Source organism: Mesorhizobium atlanticum (assembly GCF_003289965.1).
GTDB classification, from domain to species: Bacteria; Pseudomonadota; Alphaproteobacteria; order Rhizobiales; family Rhizobiaceae; genus Mesorhizobium; species Mesorhizobium atlanticum.
The window spans coordinates 205397-219609 of record NZ_QMBQ01000001.1 but is presented as its reverse complement, the minus strand read 5'-3'; the positions used below and the strand labels follow the sequence as shown (position 1 = coordinate 219609).

General features: G+C 64.3%; 21 protein-coding genes and 2 tRNA genes. 11 read left to right on the top strand and 12 right to left on the bottom strand.

All coding sequences use genetic code 11. The features are described 5' to 3' along the window. Positions 1-107: 107 nt before the first annotated feature. From DPM35_RS01300 to DPM35_RS01290, 3 genes are all read left to right on the top strand, one after another. A complete protein-coding gene (locus DPM35_RS01300) occupies positions 108-338 on the top strand; it encodes a DUF680 domain-containing protein (RefSeq protein ID WP_112125535.1) in 231 nt (76 codons plus the stop codon). Between the two features lie 54 nt (positions 339-392). Next, the gene (locus DPM35_RS01295) at positions 393-599 is read left to right on the top strand and encodes a DUF680 domain-containing protein (RefSeq protein ID WP_112125534.1); all 207 of its coding nucleotides are present in this window, start codon (positions 393-395) and stop codon (positions 597-599) included. Between the two features lie 154 nt (positions 600-753). Further along, positions 754-960, top strand: coding sequence for a DUF680 domain-containing protein (locus DPM35_RS01290; RefSeq protein WP_112125533.1), 207 nt, complete (start codon positions 754-756; stop codon positions 958-960). Positions 961-1057: 97 nt separating this feature from the next. Here DPM35_RS01290 and DPM35_RS01285 read toward each other — a convergent pair whose 3' ends face one another. Further along, positions 1058-1237, bottom strand: coding sequence for a hypothetical protein (locus DPM35_RS01285; RefSeq protein ID WP_112125532.1), 180 nt, complete (start codon positions 1235-1237; stop codon positions 1058-1060). Here DPM35_RS01285 and DPM35_RS01280 point away from each other — a divergent pair. Next, the gene (locus DPM35_RS01280; RefSeq protein WP_112125531.1) at positions 1236-1481 is read left to right on the top strand and encodes a DUF680 domain-containing protein; all 246 of its coding nucleotides are present in this window, start codon (positions 1236-1238) and stop codon (positions 1479-1481) included. The genes DPM35_RS01285 and DPM35_RS01280 overlap by 2 nt on opposite strands. A gap of 78 nt (positions 1482-1559) precedes the next feature. Here DPM35_RS01280 and DPM35_RS01275 read toward each other — a convergent pair whose 3' ends face one another. The 5 genes from DPM35_RS01275 to purM are packed head-to-tail and all read right to left on the bottom strand — an operon-like array spanning position 1560 to position 5066. Then, positions 1560-2075, bottom strand: a complete 516-nt coding sequence (locus DPM35_RS01275) for a SixA phosphatase family protein (protein WP_112125530.1) — start codon at positions 2073-2075, stop codon at positions 1560-1562. A gap of 3 nt (positions 2076-2078) precedes the next feature. Next, positions 2079-2411 (bottom strand): hypothetical protein, encoded by a 333-nt coding sequence (locus DPM35_RS01270; protein ID WP_112125529.1) that lies wholly within the window; start codon positions 2409-2411, stop codon positions 2079-2081. Between the two features lie 27 nt (positions 2412-2438). Then, positions 2439-3269 (bottom strand): hypothetical protein, encoded by an 831-nt coding sequence (locus tag DPM35_RS01265; protein ID WP_112125528.1) that lies wholly within the window; start codon positions 3267-3269, stop codon positions 2439-2441. 13 nt (positions 3270-3282) lie between these two features. Further along, complete coding sequence (purN, locus tag DPM35_RS01260; protein ID WP_112125527.1) at positions 3283-3990, bottom strand: phosphoribosylglycinamide formyltransferase; 708 nt, start codon at positions 3988-3990, stop codon at positions 3283-3285. Then, the gene (gene purM / locus DPM35_RS01255; protein WP_112125526.1) at positions 3987-5066 is read right to left on the bottom strand and encodes a phosphoribosylformylglycinamidine cyclo-ligase; all 1080 of its coding nucleotides are present in this window, start codon (positions 5064-5066) and stop codon (positions 3987-3989) included. The genes purN and purM overlap by 4 nt, the downstream gene beginning before the upstream one ends. Positions 5067-5302: 236 nt before the next feature. Here purM and DPM35_RS01250 point away from each other — a divergent pair, with 236 nt between their 5' ends. The 3 genes from DPM35_RS01250 to hdaA are packed head-to-tail and all read left to right on the top strand — an operon-like array spanning position 5303 to position 7788. Further along, a complete protein-coding gene (locus tag DPM35_RS01250; RefSeq protein WP_112125525.1) occupies positions 5303-5920 on the top strand; it encodes a CDP-alcohol phosphatidyltransferase family protein in 618 nt (205 codons plus the stop codon). Then, entirely contained in the window at positions 5832-7082 is a 1251-nt protein-coding gene (locus DPM35_RS01245) for an AI-2E family transporter (RefSeq protein ID WP_425373329.1), read from the top strand. The genes DPM35_RS01250 and DPM35_RS01245 overlap by 89 nt, the downstream gene beginning before the upstream one ends. 1 nt (position 7083) lies before the next feature. After that, a complete protein-coding gene (hdaA, locus tag DPM35_RS01240; protein ID WP_112125523.1) occupies positions 7084-7788 on the top strand; it encodes a DnaA regulatory inactivator HdaA in 705 nt (234 codons plus the stop codon). 37 nt (positions 7789-7825) lie between these two features. Here hdaA and DPM35_RS01235 read toward each other — a convergent pair whose 3' ends face one another. Continuing rightward, positions 7826-8089: a hypothetical protein gene (locus DPM35_RS01235; RefSeq protein WP_112125522.1), complete on the bottom strand. Its 264-nt coding sequence runs from the start codon at positions 8087-8089 to the stop codon at positions 7826-7828. Between the two features lie 182 nt (positions 8090-8271). Between DPM35_RS01235 and DPM35_RS01230 the strand changes: the two genes are divergently transcribed. Both DPM35_RS01230 and DPM35_RS01225 read left to right on the top strand, forming a co-directional pair. Next, positions 8272-8526 (top strand): FitA-like ribbon-helix-helix domain-containing protein, encoded by a 255-nt coding sequence (locus DPM35_RS01230; protein WP_112126191.1) that lies wholly within the window; start codon positions 8272-8274, stop codon positions 8524-8526. Then, positions 8523-8939 carry a type II toxin-antitoxin system VapC family toxin gene (locus DPM35_RS01225; RefSeq protein WP_112125521.1) on the top strand — a complete coding sequence of 139 codons (417 nt, stop codon included), beginning with the start codon at positions 8523-8525 and terminating at the stop codon, positions 8937-8939. Before DPM35_RS01230 ends, DPM35_RS01225 begins: the two co-directional genes overlap by 4 nt. Positions 8940-9210: 271 nt before the next feature. Here the strand turns inward: DPM35_RS01225 and DPM35_RS01220 are convergent, their stop codons facing one another. From DPM35_RS01220 to DPM35_RS33075, 4 genes are all read right to left on the bottom strand, one after another. Next, on the bottom strand, positions 9211-9933 hold the full coding sequence (locus DPM35_RS01220) for an LCP family protein (protein ID WP_112125520.1): 723 nt from the start codon (positions 9931-9933) through the stop codon (positions 9211-9213). 70 nt (positions 9934-10003) lie between these two features. Next, positions 10004-10080: transfer RNA gene (locus DPM35_RS01215), tRNA-Pro, on the bottom strand. Positions 10081-10152: 72 nt separating this feature from the next. After that, complete coding sequence (locus DPM35_RS01210; RefSeq protein ID WP_112125519.1) at positions 10153-11328, bottom strand: flavin-containing monooxygenase; 1176 nt, start codon at positions 11326-11328, stop codon at positions 10153-10155. A gap of 135 nt (positions 11329-11463) precedes the next feature. Further along, the gene (locus DPM35_RS33075) at positions 11464-12432 is read right to left on the bottom strand and encodes an NAD(P)H-dependent oxidoreductase (protein ID WP_181591884.1); all 969 of its coding nucleotides are present in this window, start codon (positions 12430-12432) and stop codon (positions 11464-11466) included. 250 nt (positions 12433-12682) lie between these two features. On the opposite strand from DPM35_RS33075, the gene DPM35_RS01200 reads away from it, so the two are divergent. Then, a complete protein-coding gene (locus DPM35_RS01200; protein ID WP_112125518.1) occupies positions 12683-12988 on the top strand; it encodes an ETC complex I subunit in 306 nt (101 codons plus the stop codon). Between the two features lie 55 nt (positions 12989-13043). Continuing rightward, positions 13044-13120: transfer RNA gene (locus DPM35_RS01195), tRNA-Arg, on the top strand. Between the two features lie 38 nt (positions 13121-13158). Here DPM35_RS01195 and DPM35_RS01190 read toward each other — a convergent pair. Then, positions 13159-14064 (bottom strand): LysR family transcriptional regulator, encoded by a 906-nt coding sequence (locus DPM35_RS01190; protein WP_112125517.1) that lies wholly within the window; start codon positions 14062-14064, stop codon positions 13159-13161. Positions 14065-14213: the final 149 nt, after the last annotated feature.

Here is a 14213-nt window from a genome sequence, read left to right as displayed (position 1 = left end):
GGAACTGGCAGCAGGGCAGACCCATCTCGGGGTGGTCCGAGCGACGCGAATTTCCATCAAGGCACGCCACTAGACGGACATGACTTTGAAAATCTGGAGTACTTAAAATGACCAAGATTGCTCTTACCGCCGCTGCCCTCCTCGTCGCTACGAGCGGCGCCTTTGCCGGCAGTGACCATTACGGTTCCGACAACGTCAATCAGCCGGCCGTGACCGCCCCCGCGGGCAAGGTCGACAACACCGTCACGGGTTCGATCCGCAAGTTCGAGCAGCGCGACCTTCACATCAGGCCGGCTCAGAACCAGCCGGAATCCGGCCAGGGCATCTGGGGCCGCTAATCCGGCCCCTTCCTGACCAACGTCAACCAACAACTTGAATCTGGAGTAACTCAAATGACCAAGATCGCTCTTACCGCCGCCGCCCTTCTCGTTGCCACCGGTGCTGCTTTCGCCGGCTCGGACAACTACGGTTCGGCCAATGCCAACCAGCCGGCCGCCTCGGTCGACACCTCGTCCACCGCTTCGATCCAGAAGTCGGACGCGGGCGCTCAGAAGCCGGTCGTCACGGGCGCTGATCACAACCTGTTCGGCAACCACTAATCGGACGGGGCCGATCCAGGGAAATTCAGACCAGTGGAACGAGCGGGCAGCACCCGGGCGATGTCCAGTGCGTGCCGTGCCGATTGGCTGGTCATCGGATCGTCAATCGCTCCCGATCGATAACAGCGCAACCCCAGAACCAGGAGTATTTGAAATGACCAAGTTCGTCCTTACCGCAGCCGCCATTCTCGTCGCCACCGGCACTGCTTTCGCCAGCTCCGACAATTACGGCTCGGCCAACGCCAATCGGCCGGTCACCACCGTCGACCGGACCGCAACAGCCTCGGTCACGAAGCCCGACGCGGATATCCATCAGCCGGTCGTGCAGGGCGCCAATCACGACCTGTTCGGCAACCACTGATCCGGTCTGCAAAAAACTCAGGCGGCGGGCTTGTCCCGCCGCTCTGCGTTTGTGAAGCCGGCTACTGGTGGCATGAATCGCTTCACAAGTATTTGTATCACAAGTATTTGTAATCGTTCTCCTTTTTCCGATCGAAGTTGAAGCCGAGGCTGCTCTGGCCGCTGAAAAGCGAAGGTGCGGGGAATAAATCCCGGCCGCCGCCGGTCTTCTCGGCAGCGGGGGCCATCCTCCCAAGGCCACTGCCGATCAAACGACACGGAACAAGGAAATCGAACATGACCAGGATTGCATTCGTCGCGGCCGCCATGCTTGTCGCCGCCATGGGCACCGCATCCGCTGGCAGCGATCACTACGGCGCTGATGGTGTGAACCAGTCAGCCGTCGGCGCCGACAGCAGCGTCACGGCTTCGATCCCGAAGCACAAGACAGTCACGCCGGCCCCCAAGGTCGATACCGACATGAAGACCGGCGCGACCGGCGCCGCGGATTGGGGTCCGTCACCGGACAACTGGGGTAGGTAATTGATCCGCTTCTTTGAAAATACCAAAGGCGGCGGGCTTGCCCGCCGCCTTGCTTATTGGACCGGCAAGCTCCGGGCGCTACCGCAAATCCTTGGGCCGCAGGCAATGCGTCAGCCTGGCACCGCCCAACGCAAGATCCGCCCAATCCTCGTCCAGCGTGAACCGCGCAAGTGCCGCCGTCAGAAACTTCGCTTCGATCTTCTTGAAAACGCTCTCATCCGAGCCGGCGCCGGCCAGCCGCAACACGAACTGCTGCAGGCCGGGATTGTGGCCGATCACCAGCAGATTCGTCGCCTTGACCTGCCGCACGCGCGCCAGGACGGTGGCAGGCGCCGCCTCGTAGAGCTCTTCCGCGAATTCCGCCTGCACATGCTTCGGTAGTTCCTGGGCGACCAGCCGCCAGGTATCGCGGGCGCGCAGCGCCGGCGAGACCAGCGCCAGATCCGGTAGCCAGCCGCGCCGGGCAAGCTCCCGCCCCATCAGCGGCGCGGTTTTCAGCCCGCGCGGGGCGAGAGGACGGTCGAAATCGGTAAGTGCGGGATCGTCCCAGCTCGACTTGGCGTGGCGCAGGACGAGGAGCTGTTTCACGGGCATCGATCAGGACCACGGAATCTCGGCGTTGAAATCCTTGCCATGCCTACCACCGTATCTCGCCCCCGTCTCGATGTCGAAGGCCGCGGTCAGCGCACCAAAGACGAAGAGGCCTACGCGCTGTTCGCCTCTATCCCATTTGACGGCGATGTCGGCCTCGGTGATCGACCAGGCTCCTGAACGAATATGGATTATGCCGATGATCGGCCCGGCTGCTTCGCCCTGGGCCTCGCACAGGTAAAAATAAGCTGTGGCGCTCTGCGGGCCATCGGTCTCTTCATACTCGAAGACGCCGGCGAAATCGCCTTTGGTACGGACCGCGCTGTCGAAGATCTCCAAGGCTCCGACTCCCCTTAGGCCAGCGATTCACAAGCCTGGAAAGTGCGCGGCAAGCGCGCTCTCGCTCACTCCGTCCGACCCTCGCCACCATATCGCAGGATAGCGCCAGTCGTTCAGATGCTGGCCGGTATGCTCTCGCTCATTGGCAAGTGTGAACTCGCCGAAATATCCGCTTCGGTTTCTTGGTTGAAGAACCCCGCAAACGGCAAGAATTTCAATGAGCACGCGTCTCTCGGCCTTGGACGATTGGAAGGTGCCGGCGAGTGCCTTTTCCAGGTCGCTTACCGTTGCGACGGCCCGCATGGAACTCGCCGTCTCTATTATGCGATGCATTGTCTGTCTGTCGGCGGCTGTAGACTCCGGGAGCGGCTCTGTTCGAAAGAGCGACAGGTCCAGCCAGACATAGGTTGGATTGTCGCGACGCACGCCACCCCATTTGTGGCGCTCGAAATTTAGCACGTTCAGATCGAATTCGGCAGGAGTTGGGTGCCCGTAGAACCCGCACCACGCGCATCGTCGAGCGCCAGAAGGAACGACGGTAGCGGGGGTAGCGGCGATTTCATGTCGAGGAAAGTTTGTGGCGAACGCGTAACTGCCGAGCGCCGACCTCAGATCCAATCGACGGCTGCCGAGGCTTGCTAGGAAAGCATCGGAAAGAGCAGTCGGGTTTGCTCGGTCACGCTCCTCGATCAGTTGCGAGACCACCTGATCGTGCGACAGTTTGATAGGGTCGAACATATACCCCATGCGCTTTGCGTAAGCGAAATCGTCGGGTGAGATGCGTCTGTCCGTGTCCCTGATCCAGCCGTTCTTCCAGAACGTCTGGAGGAGAATTTCCCTTGCCCGCTTGTCAAGCACTGCGCCCACTCGCCTACGGCGTGATCCGCGCCAGCTGTTCGAGGTCGGTCTCCTCGCGCAGCGGATCCGGCGCCATCACCACCGAGCTGGCGTTCTCGGCGTCGTCGGCGAAATGGGCAAGCACTGTGTGGCCCTTTTCCATGCTCGCCTTGCCCTCCGCGACGAGGCCGAGCGCCAGCGGATAGAGCCGATGCTCGGCTTTCAGCACGCGTGCGGCAAGCGTGTCCTCGTTGTCGCCGACCATCACCGGCACGGCGGCCTGCGCGATGATCGGGCCGTCATCCATCTCCGGCGTGACGAAATGCACCGAGCAGCCATGGATGCGCACGCCGGCGCGGATTGCGCGCGCATGCGTATCCAATCCCTTGAAGGCCGGCAGCAGGGCAGGGTGGATGTTGACCATGCGCCCCTGCCATTTCTCGACAAGGCCACGGCCGAGGATGCGCATATAGCCGGCGAGCGCCACGATCTCGGCGCCGAATCCGGTGAGCGCGGCATCGATCGCGGCATCATAGGCATCCTTGCTCGGATGGTCGGCGCGCTGGATGACCTTGGTGGCGATGCCGCGCGACTGAGCGATGCCGAGACCGGCGGCGTTGGCGCGGTCGGAGATCACGCCGACGATTTCAGCTGGATAACTGGGATCGGCGGCGGCCGCGATCAGCGCCGTCATGTTGGAGCCGCGCCCCGAGATCAGGACGACCGTGCGCTTCCTGCTCATAGGCCGATCGAGCCCCTGTAGATGACGCCGGCGTCGCGGCGCGGCACGATCCGGCCGATCGGCGTCACCGTCTCGCCGGCTTCCTGCAGCACTGCCGCGACCTGCGCCGCCTGGCCGGAGGCGACGGCGAGGATCATGCCGATGCCGCAATTGAAGGTGCGCATCATTTCTTCCGGTGCCACGCCGCCGCTCTTTGCCAGCCACGAGAATACCGGCGGCACGTCGATCGCCTCGAGGTCGAGCTCGGCCGAAAAATCCTTCGGCAGCACGCGCGGAATGTTTTCCGGGAAACCGCCGCCGGTGATGTGGGCCAGCGCCTTGATGCCATGCGTGTTGCGGATCGCTTTGAGAATAGACTTCACATAGATGCGCGTCGGCTCGAGCAGCGCCTCGGCGAGGCTGAGCTCCTCGTTGAACGGCGCCGGATCGCTCCAGCCAAGGCCGCTCGCGGCAACGACGCGGCGCACCAGCGAAAAGCCGTTGGAGTGCAGGCCGGAGGAGGAAAGGCCGAGCAGCACGTCGCCCTCGACGATGTCGTCGGTCGGCAGCAACTGGCCACGTTCGGCCGCGCCGACCGCGAAACCCGCAAGGTCATAGTCCTTGGCGTGGTACATGCCGGGCATTTCGGCCGTCTCGCCGCCGATCAGCGCGCAGCCGGCCTGCCGGCAGCCCTCGGCGATGCCGCCGACGATCGAGGCGCCCTGGTCCGGATCGAGCTTGCCAGTGGCGAAATAGTCGAGGAAGAACAGCGGCTCGGCGCCCTGCACGACGATGTCGTTGACGCACATGGCGACGAGGTCGATGCCGATCGTGTCGTGCTTGCCGGAATCGATGGCGATCTTGAGCTTTGTGCCGACGCCGTCATTGGCCGCGACCAGCACCGGATCGGTGAAGCCGGCCGCCTTCAGGTCGAACAGCCCGCCGAACCCGCCGATCTCGCCATCCGCGCCCGGCCGGCGCGTCGCGCGCACCAGCGGCTTGATCTTCTCGACCATCAGATTGCCGGCGTCGATGTCGACGCCCGCCTCGGCATAGGTGAGCCCATTCTTGCGCTTGGCCTTGTCGCCCTTGCTCATATCCGGCTCATCCCTGTTTCCATTGCGGGCTCTTCGCATGAATGGTTTCGGGGAGCAAGGATGACGCGCGGGTGAGGGAGTTTGTTCCCGAGGAAAAGCGGGGTGATTGGCGAAAGCCGAGGCTACGGCCAATCTCCCCGCTTGCGGGAGATTGGCAGCTTCGCCGCATCGCTCTTGCACCTATCTTCCATCTCCCTCATCTATTCCCCGACAAAAAAGTCACGACGGGACATCAGGTGACCATCCCCAACATGATCACGATCATGCGGCTGCTGCTTGTGCCCGCCGTGGTGCTGGCCATGCTGCAGTCGCTTTGGGGGTGGGCCTTCGCCAGCTTCCTCGTCGCCGGCATTTCCGACGGCGTCGACGGCTTCATAGCGCGCCGCTGGAACCAGTCGTCCCGCCTCGGCGCCTATCTCGATCCGGTCGCCGACAAGCTTTTGCTGGTCTCGGCCTTCGTCGTCATGGGCTTTGCCGGAGAATTGCCGCTCTGGCTGGTGGTCACCATGGTCTCGCGTGACGGGCTCATCGTCTGCGCCGTTCTCCTGTCCAGCGTGATGAGCAATCCGGTCGAGGTGAAGCCGCTCTTCGTTTCGAAGGCCAACACCGCCACGCAGATCGTGCTGGCGGCGCTTGTGCTGGGTGAGCTGGCCTTTGCCGCGCATCTGGGCCTGCTGCGGACCGCGCTCATATTGCTGACCGGGGTCTTGACCGTGGCTTCGGCCGCGGCCTATCTCGTGGCTTGGCTGAGGCATATGAGCGGCTATGGCGAAGGCTCCCGGACGAGCAACTCCCAGAACGACAACACCAAGTCGGGCATCGGCAAGTGGGGCGGCTCCAGCACGGACGCCTGACTACGATGGCGCGGTGATCGCCGCTGACGACAGCTCCGGTGGGCTTCGCCGTCAGGTCTTCTTCTGGGTGGCAACGGGCGTCCTGCTGGCGCTGTTCCTCTATGTCTTCTCAGGCATCCTCCTGCCTTTCGTCGCCGGCATGGTGCTCGCCTATTTCCTCGATCCGGTCGCCGACTGGCTGCAGCGGCTCGGCCTCTCGCGCCTGATGGCGACGGTGGTGATCCTGATCGCTTTCATCGTCGTGGTGGTGCTGGCCTTCGTCATCCTCGTGCCGGTGCTGGCCACCCAGATGGCCGATTTCGCCCGCAAGCTGCCGGAATATCTCACGCGCCTGCAGTCGCTGATCACCAGCTTCGACCCGAAATGGCTGGAGCAGCGTTTTGGCGTCAACGCCGCCGGCCTGCGCGACGGGCTGAACTCGCTCCTGACCTCCGGCTTCAGCCTGCTCACCACCGTCTTCACCTCGATCTGGAGCTCCGGCGTGGCGCTGGTCTCGGTGGTCAGCCTGTTCGTCGTCACCCCGGTCGTCGCCTTCTACATGTTGCTCGACTGGGACCGCATGGTGGCCGAGGTCGACGGCTGGGTGCCGCGCGACCATGTCGAGACGGTGCGCGCGCTCGCCCGCGACATCAACACCGCCACCGCCGGCTTCGTGCGCGGCCAGGGCACGCTCTGCCTGGTGCTCGGCGCCATGTATGCCACCGGGCTGACGCTGACCGGCTTGAACTTCGCCATCCTCATCGGCTTCTTCGCCGGGGTGATCTCCTTCATCCCCTATGTCGGATCCTTGACCGGGCTGGTGCTCGCCGTCGGCGTCGCCTTCGTCCAGTTCTGGCCGGACTGGACCATGGTGGTGCTGGTGGCCTGCGTGTTCTTCGTCGGCCAGTTCATCGAGGGCAACATCCTGCAGCCCCGGCTGGTCGGCAAGAGCGTCGGCCTGCATCCGGTCTGGCTGATGTTCGCGCTGTTTGCCTTCGGCGCGCTGTTCGGTTTCGTCGGCCTTCTGATTGCCGTGCCGGCCTCGGCGGCGATTGGCGTCTTGGTGCGCTTCGCCATCGCCCGCTACCTCGAATCGCCGCTTTACAAGGGTCACGCCACAGAGCCCGTGCCGCCATTGCCGGCCGATCGCGGCGGCGGCCATCGCACGAAGCCGCGTGGCTGAAGTGGCCGGCGAGCGAACCGATATGCCGCGCCAGCTGCCGCTCGATCTCGGCCACGGCACCGGCTATTCGCGCGACGAGCTCGTGGTCTCGGGCACCAACGCGCAAGCCGCATCGCTGATCGACCGCTGGCCGGACTGGCCGTCGCCGGTGGTCGTGCTGGCCGGGCCGCCCGGCTCGGGCAAGACGCATCTCGCCCGGATATGGCAGGAGCGGGCGCATGCCGTCGCCATCGATCCAGGCCGGATCGGCGAGCACATTGCCGGCCTCGGCATCAGGCCGGTGCTCATCGACGATATCGACAAGGCGGCGATCGATGAGCAGGGCCTGTTCCACCTCATCAACGAAGTGCGTGGCGCGGGCTCGACGCTGCTGCTTACGGCGCGGCGTTTCCCCTCGGCCTGGCGCGTCGCGCTGCCCGACCTCGTCTCGCGGCTGAAGGCGGCGGCGACGATCGAGATCCATGAGCCCGACGACCTGCTGCTTGCCGGCGTCATCACGAAGCTCTTCGCCGACCGCCAGGTCGAGGTCGAGCCGCATGTGGTGCAATATCTGGTGCGCCGCATCGAGCGTTCGCTCGGCACCGCCATGCGGGTCGTCGGGCGCCTCGACCGCGCCGCGCTCGAGCGCAAGACGCCGATCACCCGCGCGCTCGCGGCCGAGACGGTCAGCGCCATGGACGAAGGGCAGGGCGAGTTCGATATCTAGGCATTTCCCTTCTCCCACAGGGGGAGAAGGCAAAAAACTATGCCCAGAGCCCGGCCAGATGCCGGGCCAAAAGATACACGCCCGTATGCGCTGCGATGTAACAGGCGGCGACGAGGACGAAGACCATCACGCCGGCGGACCGCGACCGGGCGACGCCGCTCTGCCGCTTGCTTGGGCGGTTGTTCCAGACCCACAGGGCAGCGCACAGAATTGCCCAGACCACCATGACCGGAATCGCGAAGCCGTAGTAGGCCAGGTAGGCTGGGCCGATCAGTGACAGCAGCGCCTCGAGAACAGGCATCGACAATCCCCCTTTGTCCGAAGTCTAGACCGGCGACAACGTTGGAAGCGACAGGGATTGTTCGAGCCGCGGCCCCCCGGTTCGTATAGCCGCGCCCGACGATAAGCAGGGCTCATCGGCAGGCACGTGACACCGAGGTGATAATGCGATACATTGATAGCAATGCAATCGGTATGATATCAATGACTGCAGTTACGATCAGAAACCTTCCGGAGGAAACACATCGTGCCTTGCGGGTGCGCGCGGCCATCAATGGCCGCAGCACGGAGGCGGAAATCCGCGCCATTCTTGAAGATGCGGTTCGGCCGGAGGGCCGCATCAGGGTGGGCACGCTATTGTCCGCCATCGCTCGCCGGGCGGGCGTGACGGACGAGGACGTTGAAGCACTTGAACAAGTCCGTGAGAAAAGGCCGGCTGAGCCGCTGAAATTCGAATGATCCTCCTGGACACCAATGTCGTTTCGGAGGTGATGAGACCGCAGCCTAGTCCCGCGGTCCTGGACTGGCTGGATGAGCAGGTTGCCGAGACACTCTACCTGTCCAGCATCACGCTGGCGGAAGTACTGTTCGGCATCGAAGCCATGCCGGCCGGCCGCCGCAAAAATGCGCTGGCCGACGCCTTCGCCGGAATTTGCGCAATCTTCGATCAGCGCATCCTGGTCTTCGACGCCGAGGCGGCACGCCGCTACGCCGGTCTCGCCGTGAAGGCGAGAGCCGCCGGAAAGGGGTTTCCCATGCCTGATGGGTACATCGCAGCCATCGCCACCGCGAAAGGCTTTCAGGTTGCGTCGCGCGACACGGCGCCATTTTATGCGGCCGGCGTGTCGGTGATCAATCCGTGGGAGCCTTAGAGCAATTCCAGGAAGAGTGTGATCGGTTTTCCGTCCGCAATTGCGTAAAAACAAAGAGTTAGAGCGTTTCACCGTTTCCGTGAAACGCTGAAGCGCTCTAAGGGCGTAGCCGTCCCATTTCGGAACAGTCTTTCCGGCATCAGTCTTGCAACGCCGACTGTGCCGGTTGATCCCGGTCCCGGTCGCGTTCCAGATCGGGTTGTAGGCTCGCCGGGCTCGAGGGTGTTGGGGTTCTCGCCCGGCGGGTTTACCGTTCCTGCGACCGAATGGGCTAGGTCCGCTTGCCCTTGAGCCTGTCCCGCAACCGGCGCAATTGCCGCCGCCACCATGGCTTCGGCTTGCGCGGGACCAGGACCATCCTGCCGTCGATGACGGCGTCATCCACCCAGTCATGCACCTGCATGCGCCAATTGACCCCGACGCGGGCCAGGAGGGGCAACGGATCCTCACCGGTGATGCGTGCCAGTTCCGGATCCTTCAACACCGAGCGGAAATCGAAATCCTGGGCGATGAGGGCTCGCAGGAACACGATCTGGCGCCGCATGCGGTGGAAGTCGGTTCCCTGGCCGTCGACCATGGTGCGGGCGCCGATCCACTGGTGCAGCCGTTCGCCGGACAGCGTTTCATCCGGTGGGCGAAACGAGACCTGCCGGCGCCCGTCCTCAAGGCGGCTGGTCGGCGTCAGCGGATACCAGAAATCGAGCGGCTCGCGGATCGGCACCCGGACACTGGCGCCGGCAAGCGCGGCCTCGGTCGCGCCGCGCCGGAGGCAGACCGCGCTTTGCGCTGTAAATCCCAATTGCGCGAGCGCATCGAGCAGCAGCCCGCCGCCGCCGACGGCGAAGGCGGCATTGATACGGTCGCCTATGAGGGGAGACCACAAGTCGCGCGGCACCCATGTCAGCCGCCGCCTGGAAACATCGGCAACGACGATGATGTCGGTGTTGGCGTCCCAATTGTCCCTGTCGAGGATCGCTACGACCGTGGCTGCCAAGATGAAGAGCCCTTCTGGTCAGGCCCCTGGGCCGCGAGACCGGCACGGCAATTTTGCGGGGAAAAAACGATGGTCGGAGTGGCGTGATTCGAACACGCGACCCCCTGATCCCAAATCAGGTGCGCTACCAGGCTGCGCTACACTCCGACGTCCCGCGGCGTATAGGGGGCGCACGCCCGGAAGGCAACACAAAAACGGAGGCCAAAGCGACCGTTCGATTCAGTGCTTCAGGCCGGCGACCTTCCCGGCGATCGCCGCGGCCTGGATTGTCGCGTTGGAGAAGCAGCCGCGAATGCTCGGCCGCATGCCGGTGAACCAGAGCCCGGGCAGCTTTGGGTCGTTCGCGGCGCCGTTGAACAGCGGCACGCCCTTGGCGTCGAGCACGCCGAGCTTGCCCAGCATCGTTTCCAGCCCCGTTCGGTAGCCGGTGGCGGCAATGACGATGTCGGGCGCGATCGACTGGCCATTGTCGAGCACGACGCCGTCGCGCCTGAATTCGCGCAACTGCGGCACGACGATGACGCGCCCGGCCTTGATGGCCTTGACCGCGCCGTCGTCGGCGGCGATCGCGGTATAGTCGGAGCCAAGCCGGCTGGCACCGCCCGACGGGGCAGGGGGCAGGCCGTATTTCGTCAGATCTCCGAACACCAGGCGCTGCGTTGCCGCCATGGCCGCGTCCGCGAGCCATGTGGGCAGGTTGGCCATGAACGGCGACACGCGGTGGACCGCGATCTTGCCGATGCGCTTGGGCAGCAGCGAAGGTCCGTTGCGCGCCGAAAGCCAGATCTGGCCCGTCTCGACGCGGGAAAGATGGTTGAGCGCATCGAAGCCGGAGTTGCCGGCGCCGACCACCAGCACCTTCTTGCCGGCATAGTCGCTTGCTTTTCCGAAATCGGCCGAATGGATGATCCTGCCGGAAAAATCGTCCATGCCCTTCCAGGCCGGGATGAAGGGCTGCCGGTCGCGTCCGGTGGCGATCACCACATATCGCGCCGCCTTCAGGCCCACGCTCGTTCGCAACAGCCAGTGGGCGCCGTGAAACTCGATCTCGTCGACCTCGACGCCGAAGGCGATAGATAGCCGGTGCGTCTCGGCGAACTCGTTGAGGTGGCGCACGACGGCGCTGCGGTGCGGGAAGGCCGGTGTCCCCGCCGGATAGGATACGCCGGGCAATGAGGAAAGGTCGCGATGCGTGTTGAGGTGCAGATTGTCGTGGCGGCGGTGCCAGGGTTCGGCCAGCCTCTGCTCGCGCTCCAGGATCTGCGTCGTCACGCCGGCCTTGGTCAACGCATGCGCGGCGGCAAGCCCGGCGGCGCCTCCGCCGACGACAATCGCGCCGTCCAGTATCGCTGGCTCGCCGGCCCCCAACGGCGAGACTTTCGTATCCGCGCCCATTCGTGTCTTTGTCGTCGTCATCATGCCTTCAAGTGGCACGACCATGTATCCGATGTATGCCGCTCACAGGCCAAAAGGAATAGGTGCGTGTTGCAAAGCCCCCGACATTGTGTCGCGGATTTCTGCAAGCGCCGGCTAATGAACCGGGTCGGCATGGCGGTGCACCAGCTTGAAAGCGCCGTCCTCCAGTCGGAACACTTCCGTCACCCGCAAGGTCATCTCGGTCGCCTCGCCGTTCTTGCCGATGCGCGCCTTGGCGTGCTGCAGGCCGCTCCAGAACGCCAGATCCCCGCTCGCCGACGCTTGCAGCACCTCGAGGTCGGTGTTGCCGCCTTTGTGGAAGCTCGCGGCGTCGCGTTCGTAACGGCCGGCAACCGCATCGGCGCCTTCCAGATGGTCGCCGCGCGGTGAGAAGAATGTCGCTGGCCCGGTGCGGGTGACGATCGCCTTCAGCGAGGAGGCATCGCCGTTGACATAGTCCTCGGCGATCTTCTCGCGCTGCTTCATGAAGGCATCGAAGGAGGAGCGGCCAGGATGCACCGTCCTGATCCATGTCTCCAGGCTGGCCATGAATTTTTCCAAGAAGGTGGCGGTGTCGGCATGGGTCACCGCGCCTTTGTCGTCCAGGAGTTCCGCGACATTGCCGATATAGGCCTCCGGCTGCTGCATCACCGGCATGTCGAGGAAGACGAAGGTCTGCCTGAGCGCCTGGTTGGAGCCAAAGGCGCCGATCTTGCTCGGGCTGACACTGACGACTCCTGCGGGCAGGCCCTTGAACACGCTCTTGCCCGGCGGGCGCGAGCCGATATCGAGCGCGTTCTTCAGGCAGCCCGGGATCGAGCGGTTGTATTCTGGGGTGACGAACAGCACCGCGTCGCATTCGCGCATCGCCGCGCGGAAGGCCGACCACGCCGCCGGCGGGTCGTCACCGTCCAGATCCTCGTTGTAAAGCGGCAGGTCGCCGATCTCGATGAAGCGGCAGCGCACGGAATCCGGCGCTCGGGCGGCCAGGGCCTTGGCGATCTTGCGGCTGAAGGACTGGGCGCGCAGGCTGCCGACAAGCACGGCGAGCTGCAGGACGGTGTGTTCGATAGCATTGGTCATGGCTAAACCTCCGCTTCTGATTGAGGGTTCCCGGGAAAGGCTGGCCCGGCCCGGCCGGCTGACCTTTCGATAATGTCGCCGGCGCGGCGAGGTTCCCTGCGCCGTTGGAGCGCAGGGGCGCTTGCGGCCTTGCCGCCGCGGCCATTGCAAAGTAATGACGGGTTGGCGCGAGATTTCCGGCTCCCGAAAGGGTGCTCTAAGGTGGCGCGCCGAACAGGGTGCCCGGTCGTCGGGCGTTAAAGAGGTGCTCATGTCCGCGCGCATTTTCAGTCCAGCCAAAACCGCGATGCAATCCGGCAAGGCCAAGACCGGACATTGGGTGCTGGAGTTCGACCCCGCCCAGCGCAAGAAGATCGACCCGCTGATGGGCTATACAACCTCGGGCGACATGCTGAGCCAGGTGAAGCTCACCTTCGACACGAAGGAAGAGGCGATCGCTTATGCCGAGAAGGAAAAGATCGCCTATCGCGTCGAAGAGCCGAAGGAAGCCAAGCGCCGGCAGATTTCCTATTCGGACAATTTCCGCTATGACCGCAAGACGCCCTGGACGCACTGACTTCCCTAGTCTTGCATCGCTTGGCGTAACGCAACAGCCGGCCCGGCCGGCCGACGGTCCCGTAGCTCAGCTGGATAGAGCACCGGCCTTCTAAGCCGATGGTCGCAGGTTCGAATCCTGCCGGGATCGCCAGTTTATTCAACGGGTTACGAGATCTGCCGACTCCGGATTTAAACCTCCGCCAACAACTCCATCACAAACTCCACGAACGCCCGCACCTTGGCGGTGCGGTATTGCCGCGAAGGGTAGATCGCGTGGAGCGGGAAGAGCTCGTCTGACCAATCCGGAAATAGGTCGATCAGTTGCCCCTCGCGAACCTGCTCGCGTGTGGCGAATTCCAAGACCTGCGCGATGCCGGCGCCGGCGAGGCAGGCGTTGAGCATGGTCGGCGCGTCGGAGGTCATCAGCCTGGTCTGGACGCTGACAGGCAGCGCCTCGTTGCCGCGGCGGAACTCCCAATCGTAGGCGCGGCCATGCGCGGCGTCCCAGAAATCGATGGCGTCGTGGTTGGGCAATTCGGAAGGGTGTCGCGGACGCCCGCGGCGCTCGATATAGGCGGGCGCCGCGACAGTAAGTATGCGCGTCTCGAACAGCTTGCGCGCGGTGAATGACCCGGCCGGCGGATCGCCGAAGCGCAAGGCAAGATCGAACCCGTCCGCCACCAGATCGCCCACCGCGTCGCGCATGATGAGCTCGAGGCGAAGCTCCGGATAGAGCGCCAGGAATCGCCCCGCGTGCCCGGCCAGCACCAGTTGCGAGAAGAACGGGTCGACATTGACGCGCAGCCGGCCGCGAACCACCGAGGTGGCGCCGGTGGCCTCGACCGCCGCCTCCTCGATGCCGTCGAGGTGAGGGCCGACCCGCTTGTGGAAGCGCCGCCCTTCGTCCGTCAGCTGCATGGTGCGGGTCGTGCGGTCGAGCAGCCTGACCCCGATGCGGGCCTCCAGCCGCTGGATGGCGCGGCCGACTCCCGATGCGGTCATGCCGAGCGAGTCCGCTGCCCGCGCCATCGAGCCGGCCTCGACCACCGCCATCAGCACCGTCACGCCGGACAGCAATCTTCCGTCATAGGTCATGCGCCATTCCCAACCTGAAGTCCGGATTATGATGACATATCGGCGCTGGGATCAGCAAGCAAAGGGTGTGAAAAGACCGGCCAGAGACCGCTGGCTCGTCGCAGCCGCTGGCCCTGGTCCCGGTCAACACCACAAATGAAGGAAAGATC